This window comes from Actinomyces bouchesdurhonensis (assembly GCF_963540955.1).
Lineage (GTDB): Bacteria > Actinomycetota > Actinomycetes > Actinomycetales > Actinomycetaceae > Pauljensenia > Pauljensenia bouchesdurhonensis.
This window is the reverse complement of the sequence record NZ_CAUTSL010000025.1, coordinates 23,399-29,674: the sequence shown is the minus strand read 5'-3', so window position 1 is coordinate 29,674 and position 6,276 is coordinate 23,399. Positions and strand designations below refer to the sequence as shown.

Sequence of the window (6,276 nt, the reverse complement as noted above, 5' to 3'; positions counted from 1 at the left end):
TTCAGCCCGATCATCGATGAGGTTCATGAGGTCATCTTCGTCGATGGTATCCACCTGGGCCGAGGCGTCGTGGTGCTCATCGCCCAAACACCCGATTGCGTGCTGGGCTGGTACGCGGCTAGGAGTGAGAATTCCCGGGCCTGGAGCGCGCTTATGAGCCGGATCGCGCCCCCAGCCCTGGTCGTGACCGACGGGGGCAGCGGGTTCGCGAGGGCGTGCAAGAACATCTGGCCGACCACGCGCGTTCAACGCTGTACCTTCCACGCGTATTGCCGTATCCGCCAAGCCACCACAACGCGCCCCAAACTGGAAGCCTCGCAACACTTATATGCTTTGGGGCGCCAGCTCACCCACGTCAGAGACATTGATGGCGCCCAGGAATGGACAGGCGCCTACCAGGGGTGGTGCACGCGCTGGAAGGGCTTCCTGGAGGAGAAAACACGCAGACCTGAGGGGGGATGGGAATACACCCACGAACGTCTCGTTCGGGCTCGTAACAGCCTCAACAAGCTCATCAGGCAAGGCCTGTTGTTCACGTACCTGGATCCCACCTGGACACATCCGATGCCCGCGATGACCAACCAGATCGAAAGCACGAACGCGCGCCTACGCCAGATGCTGCGCGACCACCGCGGCATGCGCCTGACCCGACGCATGAAAGCCGTGTTTTGGTGGTGCTACACCCACTCTCCACACCCCCAGCCAGCAGCGAGGATCCTGGCGACCATGCCCACCGACGAAGCCCTCGAAAATGCCTGGTACCAAGCCTGTCAAACCCACCAAGCCACCGGCACCATCCCCGGCTGGGGCGACGCAATCTGCTACAACGAACTCCACCACACCACCCCCAATCACAACACCTGAGACTAACCCCAGCAACACGAAATGTCCTATAACCCGGGCGTTGAGCCTAGCGAAGAAACCAAGAGGGCAGCATGTCAAGCTCTAGCTGAATTCATCTACTGAGTTTGTCATATGCTTCGTGGCTGGGGGCCAGGCGTAAGATACGTGGCCCCAGCCACTGCGGCATAAAGTGCCCAAGCACCCATGAAGAAGACCAGGTTTTCCTGCAAGTCCCCGACCAAAATCTCGTGTGTGCGAGTACTGCGATAGAACGAGTTCGTGACAACAAGTAGTAATGCTGCTGCCCCGCTTGACAAGAGTCGTATCCACAGTGCCTTCACTCGCGGTTGCGGCCATCGTCGTGGCGGGTCAACTATCAAAAGAACCAGGCCGGCGAGGAACGTTCCATAAAGCGGAAGAACCATCAAAAGAGTGCCAGCTGCGGAGAGTCCCGCGGCGGGGATATAGAAAATCCCGAAGCAGATTCCTATCCATGTCGTGTAGGTACAGATCGCGTCCCTGATCGTGTGAGCAGGTGTGCCAAATCGGGAGGAGCTGCTCATGAGCATGTGTCCTGCCACTACCGTGAAGACAATCCAACCGAGACCGAAAGATAGGAGCGTCTCACTCCAGTGTTGAGATCCATAGTGGGTGGAAGCAACTGCATCAAACGCGATGAGCATGGTGGCTGCAAATCCTGCACCCAATACTCGGATCAGTAATGCTCGCCAGAACGGCGGCTCCCATGTTGATGGCCGATCAATGACAAAAAGCACCAGCCCGGCGAAAGGTGCAAGCCACAATGGAGTGTTCACCGGGGCGACTTCAGCAGTGAAGAGCAGAGAACCGGGCACTATCGCGAAGCCAAGGATGAGTCCTACCCAATACACGTAGGTACGAACGAATAGTTTTAAAGACTCAACCACTCAAACCTCCCATGGACTTCAGCACCGAAACCATGACGATTCTACGGCGGGGAGGCGACCCATTGCCAAAGACGGCACCAACAGGGGCGGACGCCGCGTGCGTGCAGGCGCGAAGCCCGACCCGCTGGGCGAGAAACTCGCCGCCGGACACCCCGCCACCCGCCTGGAAGACCCGCTCAACGAACCCTTCGACTTTCGGAGGTAATGACATTGACGACGGTGCGGTGCTTGCCGGGGAGACAATGCCCGAACCATCGGACTATCTGTCGGAGATTCAGCGTGACGGCAAACCGCTTGGCGCTGACCTCGTCTATCGGGAGACGTGGCAGTGGCACGATCAACGTGGCTGTTCCCAATTCGTGGCGCCTCGCCTGATTGAGACGTATGCGCAGGCGTTTGCCCGGTATGTACAGTGCGAGCAGGCGATCTCCAAGTTCGGACTGCTTGAGCGGCCCGGTTCTTCACCCTGTGATCGCATCGGACTTTGATGCGAATCGCATCCAGGTAGATCACCGGGTAGAACGCTCCTAAGGGGCGGTGCTGCCACTCGAAGAGGGGATGTCTGAAGCAGCTGGCGTTCCAGGTCCGACCTGCTGGCGTAGGCCCTCAGGTCACCTAGCTCCCCCCAGGCGAGCCCCATGATGCCGCGCGCGTAAAAGTCGTCCCACATGGATGCGCGGTGTCCCGGCGCGTACAGCCAATAGCGCACGGTCTGCACGCCGTCATCCCCGAGAGCAGATGCCTGCATTGTTGCCACCTTGCCAAGCGCGGCCATAAGTACCGGCTATCCGCCGTCACGGTGACACACTATCATCGAGTGATGGGCGGCACGCCCCTCCGAGACCTCGCCGAACAAAGAGCCGGGCCGCGCCCCCGCGCGACCCGGTCACGGCCTCGTCAGTGCGCACTCCTCAGTCAAGCTCCGCCAACACACCCACGTCACGTGCGGCCTGACGTAGGCGCTTATCGTGCGTCCACAGCGACACGCCGGAGGTCACGACGACGCTCGCCAGGAGCGCCGCGTCGACAGCACTGAGTCCCCTGCCCCATAGGTGCCGCTCCTCGACGAGGTGCCGGACCCCCTGATCGTCGACGTTGCGAACGATCATGAGGCGCTCGAGCGCTTTCAGGAAGACCGGCCGGTCCTTAAGATTCCCCAACGCGAGCTCGGTGATGACGCTCTGGTGCACGCACACCAGGTCGCGCTCGAGCAGGTCGACCAGAACAGGCTCAGTTTTCCGCAGGTGATCGATCCAGATGTTCGTGTCAACGAGGACTCTCATGCGCGCTTGCGGCTCCGCGGCGCAGCTTCCGCCGCCTGATCGCTGCCACCGAGCGCAGCGAGCTGCCGCCCGGTCTCAATACGAACGAGGAGTTCGACCGCATCCCTAATCAAAGCGGATCGTTCGCTGATCCCGGTCAGCTCCTCGGCGCGCGCAAGCAGCTCATCATCGAGTGTCACAGTGGTTCTCATGGCTACCTCCACAACAATGCTAGCATCATATAAGTCACCATTTGATGCATACATTGGTTCACCCGGCAATACCATCAACCACCTCTCGCATGGAAACTCACCCCGATACACAAAGCCAACCGGCCCAGGAAGGGCGAATCACCACCCGGCAGAGCGGAATAAAGCTCGGTGGCCCATATTATCGAAGGCCGTCGATGTCCATTCGACCCAACGGCCCCACACAGGCACGGAAAAGGGCCGCCCGAGAACACGTGCAACCGACCTTGCTCAAACTGCAGTCCACTTCGCCCAAATCGGGCCATTTTCGGTGATTTTCAGCGAAGTGGACTGCGGTTTGGGACAGGAGACCGGTGACAATACCGCACCAACAACAAAGCCGGGCCACGCCCACGCGACCCGGCCACTGCCTCGTAAGGTCGAGGAAATTTAGGCGACTTCCACCGTCGCAAGCGGAACGATTCCGCTCAGCACATCCCCCAGCGCGTCTTCGGCGCGGTCGAGCTCGTAGCGCATCTGCAGGTTCATCCAGAACCCCGGGGTTGTGCCGAAGTAGCGGGAGAGACGCATTGCGGAGTCCGCCGTGATTCCCCGCTTCCCGTGGACGATTTCATTGATACGACGGGGCGGAACACCGATAGCAACGGCGAGCTTGTGCTGCGTAATTCCGAACCCCTCGACGAAGTCTTCCATGAGGACCTCGCCCGGGTGAATCGGAGCAATTTTAGTGGTAGTCAACGATCTCAACCCCTTCTGGACCAGCATCGCCCCACGTGAAGCAGATACGCCACTGATCATTGATTCGAATACTGTACTGCCCTGCTCTATCACCGCGAAGAAGCTCGAGTCGATTGCCCGGAGGGATCCGGAGGTCCTCCAAACGACACGCAGCATCGATCTGACGCAACTTGCGCAGCGCGACGCGAGCGATGCGCGGGTCAAGGGAGGGAACAGGCTCCCTCGCAGACAACCGCGCGGTCTCACGATCCCCGAACGACTGGATCATGCCAACATGATATATCGGATCGCGTTATTAACGCAAACCGTTAAGTTGCACTGGCCTCACACCCACTTTCCCGCCTTCCAGACGACCGGCCGCAGCGAAGCCGGGCCACGCTCCCGCGCGACCCGGCCACGACCTCGTTCAGAAATGATTAAACATTAAACCTGAACTCCAAATTTGTTCAGCGACCACGCAGCAACTCTACAATTCATTCTTCCTGGCTCTCCGCTGGATCGACCTCTGCCCAGTGTTTTGGATTCCGCTTGCATTCAAGGGCAGGAACGCGCTCCGTCACCTTACGCCATTGCCTCCCGTTTGGCTCAATGTGATCGGTCCAGCTGACCGGCTTATTGTAGTAACGCATCTTGCCTCCACACTGAGGGCACTTCCCCGCAACGATCTTCTCGAGCGTTATCCGACGCCCGGAACCACTCAACGCCCAGCCAAAGATCAGCGGCTTTCGCAACTGGCCACTAGTCACACGACGCAAGCTGAGCGTGACAATAAGGACCAGGATCAGAACCGAAAATACTATCAGCCATGTAATGGAGCCGTCACCGCCAGAGACCTGTCGAGGACCTGAACGAAAGAAATCTACAGCTGGCTGAACGAACTTCCAGAGAGGAAATAAACTCATCAATCCGACGAGTAATCCTACCCAGGACAGCAACGCTTGAGTGATGGGACTACGCCATTTCGGAACAGCCTCATATGTCGCTATTGGAGCAGTATTCGGTGAGTGATTCACTACCACGTCACGCCCAGCCTGGTAGATATTCCCTTGGACATCTCCACCACCAGTACTCACATTATGCCCAGCACTGCCAATCAGAGAAGTTCCGCAATCATCACAGAACCTTTGCTGTGGTGCCACAGATTTTCCACATCCAGGACAGATCACTTCTTCTCCTCAGACATTGAAGCGGAACTCCACGACGTCACCGTCGTGCATCACGTAATCCTTGCCTTCCATGCGGACCTTGCCGGCGGCCTTCGCGGCGGCCATGGAGCCGGCCTCGACCAGGTCGTCGTAGGAGACGACCTCGGCCTTGATGAAGCCCTTCTCGAAGTCCGTGTGGATGACGCCGGCGGCCTTGGGGGCGGTGTCGCCCTTGTGGATCGTCCAGGCGCGCGCTTCCTTCTCACCGGCCGTGAGGTAGGTCTGCAGGCCCAGGGTGTCGAAGCCGACGCGGGCCAGCTTGTCCAGGCCGGACTCGTCCTGGCCGGACTCGGCGAGCATCTCGCGGGCGTCCTCGTCGTCGAGCTCGACCAGCTCGGCCTCGAACTGGGCGTCCAGGAAGATGGCCTCGGCGGGGGCGACGAGGGCGCGCAGTTCGTCCTTCATCTCCTCGTTGTCCATCTCCGCGGCGTCCATGTTGAACACGAAAATGAAGGGCTTCGACGTCATGAGCTGGAAGGAACGCAGCGCGTCCTGGTCCAGCTTCGCGCCCTCGGGGCCAGACAAAAGCTCGCCGCGCTCCAGCAGCTCCAACGCCTGACGCGCGGTCTCGAGGACGATCGGCTCGGTCTTCTTGCCGCGCACCTCCTTCTCGAGGCGCGGAATCTGCTTCTCGACGGTCTGCATGTCGGCGAGGATCAGCTCGGTTTTAATGGTCTCGATGTCCGAAGCCGGGTCCACCTTGCCGTCGACGTGCACGACGTCGGGGTCCGAGAAGGCGCGCGTGACCTGGCAGATCGCGTCGGCCTCGCGGATGTTGGCGAGGAACTGGTTGCCCAGGCCCTCACCCTCGGAGGCGCCGCGCACGATGCCGGCGATGTCCACGAAGGACACGGTGGCGGGCAGGATGCGCTGGGAGCCGAAGATCTCCGCGAGCTTGTTCAGGCGCGGGTCGGGCAGGGGCACGACGCCGACGTTGGGTTCGATTGTCGCGAAGGGATAGTTCGCGGCGAGCACGGTCGCGCGGGTCAGGGCGTTGAACAGGGTGGACTTGCCGACGTTGGGCAGTCCAGCGATACCGATAGTAAGAGACACGCCCCCATCCTATCCGAGCAGACCCGGCGACGCGGACCCC

7 protein-coding genes and 2 pseudogenes are annotated in these 6,276 nt (G+C 60.2%); 2 read left to right on the top strand and 7 right to left on the bottom strand.

Going from position 1 to position 6,276, the window contains the following annotated elements; all coding sequences use genetic code 11:
• Window positions 1–864, top strand: an 864-nt coding sequence (locus tag RYL44_RS05895; RefSeq protein ID WP_314975389.1) for an IS1249 family transposase, incomplete at its 5' end; no start/stop codon positions are given.
• 107 nt (window positions 865–971) lie between these two features.
• Here the strand turns inward: RYL44_RS05895 and RYL44_RS05890 are convergent.
• Entirely contained in the window at window positions 972–1,769 is a 798-nt protein-coding gene (locus tag RYL44_RS05890) for a hypothetical protein (protein ID WP_314975388.1), read from the bottom strand.
• 61 nt (window positions 1,770–1,830) lie between these two features.
• Between RYL44_RS05890 and RYL44_RS05885 the strand changes: the two are divergent.
• A pseudogene (locus RYL44_RS05885) lies at window positions 1,831–2,215 on the top strand (terminase); the annotation flags it as partial.
• Between the two features lies 1 nt (window position 2,216).
• Here the strand turns inward: RYL44_RS05885 and RYL44_RS05880 are convergent.
• The 6 genes and pseudogenes from RYL44_RS05880 to ychF all read right to left on the bottom strand — a co-directional run.
• Window positions 2,217–2,315 (bottom strand): annotated as a pseudogene (locus RYL44_RS05880) (transposase); the annotation flags it as partial.
• 365 nt (window positions 2,316–2,680) lie between these two features.
• Window positions 2,681–3,052, bottom strand: coding sequence for a type II toxin-antitoxin system VapC family toxin (locus RYL44_RS05875; protein WP_314975387.1), 372 nt, complete (start codon window positions 3,050–3,052; stop codon window positions 2,681–2,683).
• Window positions 3,049–3,243, bottom strand: a complete 195-nt coding sequence (locus tag RYL44_RS05870; RefSeq protein WP_314975386.1) for a type II toxin-antitoxin system VapB family antitoxin — start codon at window positions 3,241–3,243, stop codon at window positions 3,049–3,051. Before RYL44_RS05870 ends, RYL44_RS05875 begins: the two co-directional genes overlap by 4 nt.
• Before the next feature lie 426 nt (window positions 3,244–3,669).
• The gene (locus RYL44_RS05865; protein ID WP_390883798.1) at window positions 3,670–4,038 is read right to left on the bottom strand and encodes a HigA family addiction module antitoxin; all 369 of its coding nucleotides are present in this window, start codon (window positions 4,036–4,038) and stop codon (window positions 3,670–3,672) included.
• On the bottom strand, window positions 3,965–4,246 hold the full coding sequence (locus RYL44_RS05860; protein WP_314975384.1) for a type II toxin-antitoxin system RelE/ParE family toxin: 282 nt from the start codon (window positions 4,244–4,246) through the stop codon (window positions 3,965–3,967). Before RYL44_RS05860 ends, RYL44_RS05865 begins: the two co-directional genes overlap by 74 nt.
• Window positions 4,247–5,153: 907 nt before the next feature.
• Entirely contained in the window at window positions 5,154–6,236 is a 1,083-nt protein-coding gene (ychF, locus tag RYL44_RS05855; protein ID WP_314975383.1) for a redox-regulated ATPase YchF, read from the bottom strand.
• Window positions 6,237–6,276: the final 40 nt, after the last annotated feature.

Coding starts and splice junctions, on each gene's coding strand:
- RYL44_RS05875 (WP_314975387.1), bottom strand. CDS start 3,052: ATGAGAGTCCTCGTTGACACGAACATCTGGATCGATCACCTGCGGAAA.
- RYL44_RS05870 (WP_314975386.1), bottom strand. CDS start 3,243: ATGAGAACCACTGTGACACTCGATGATGAGCTGCTTGCGCGCGCCGAG.
- RYL44_RS05865 (WP_390883798.1), bottom strand. CDS start 4,038: ATGATCAGTGGCGTATCTGCTTCACGTGGGGCGATGCTGGTCCAGAAG.
- RYL44_RS05860 (WP_314975384.1), bottom strand. CDS start 4,246: ATGATCCAGTCGTTCGGGGATCGTGAGACCGCGCGGTTGTCTGCGAGG.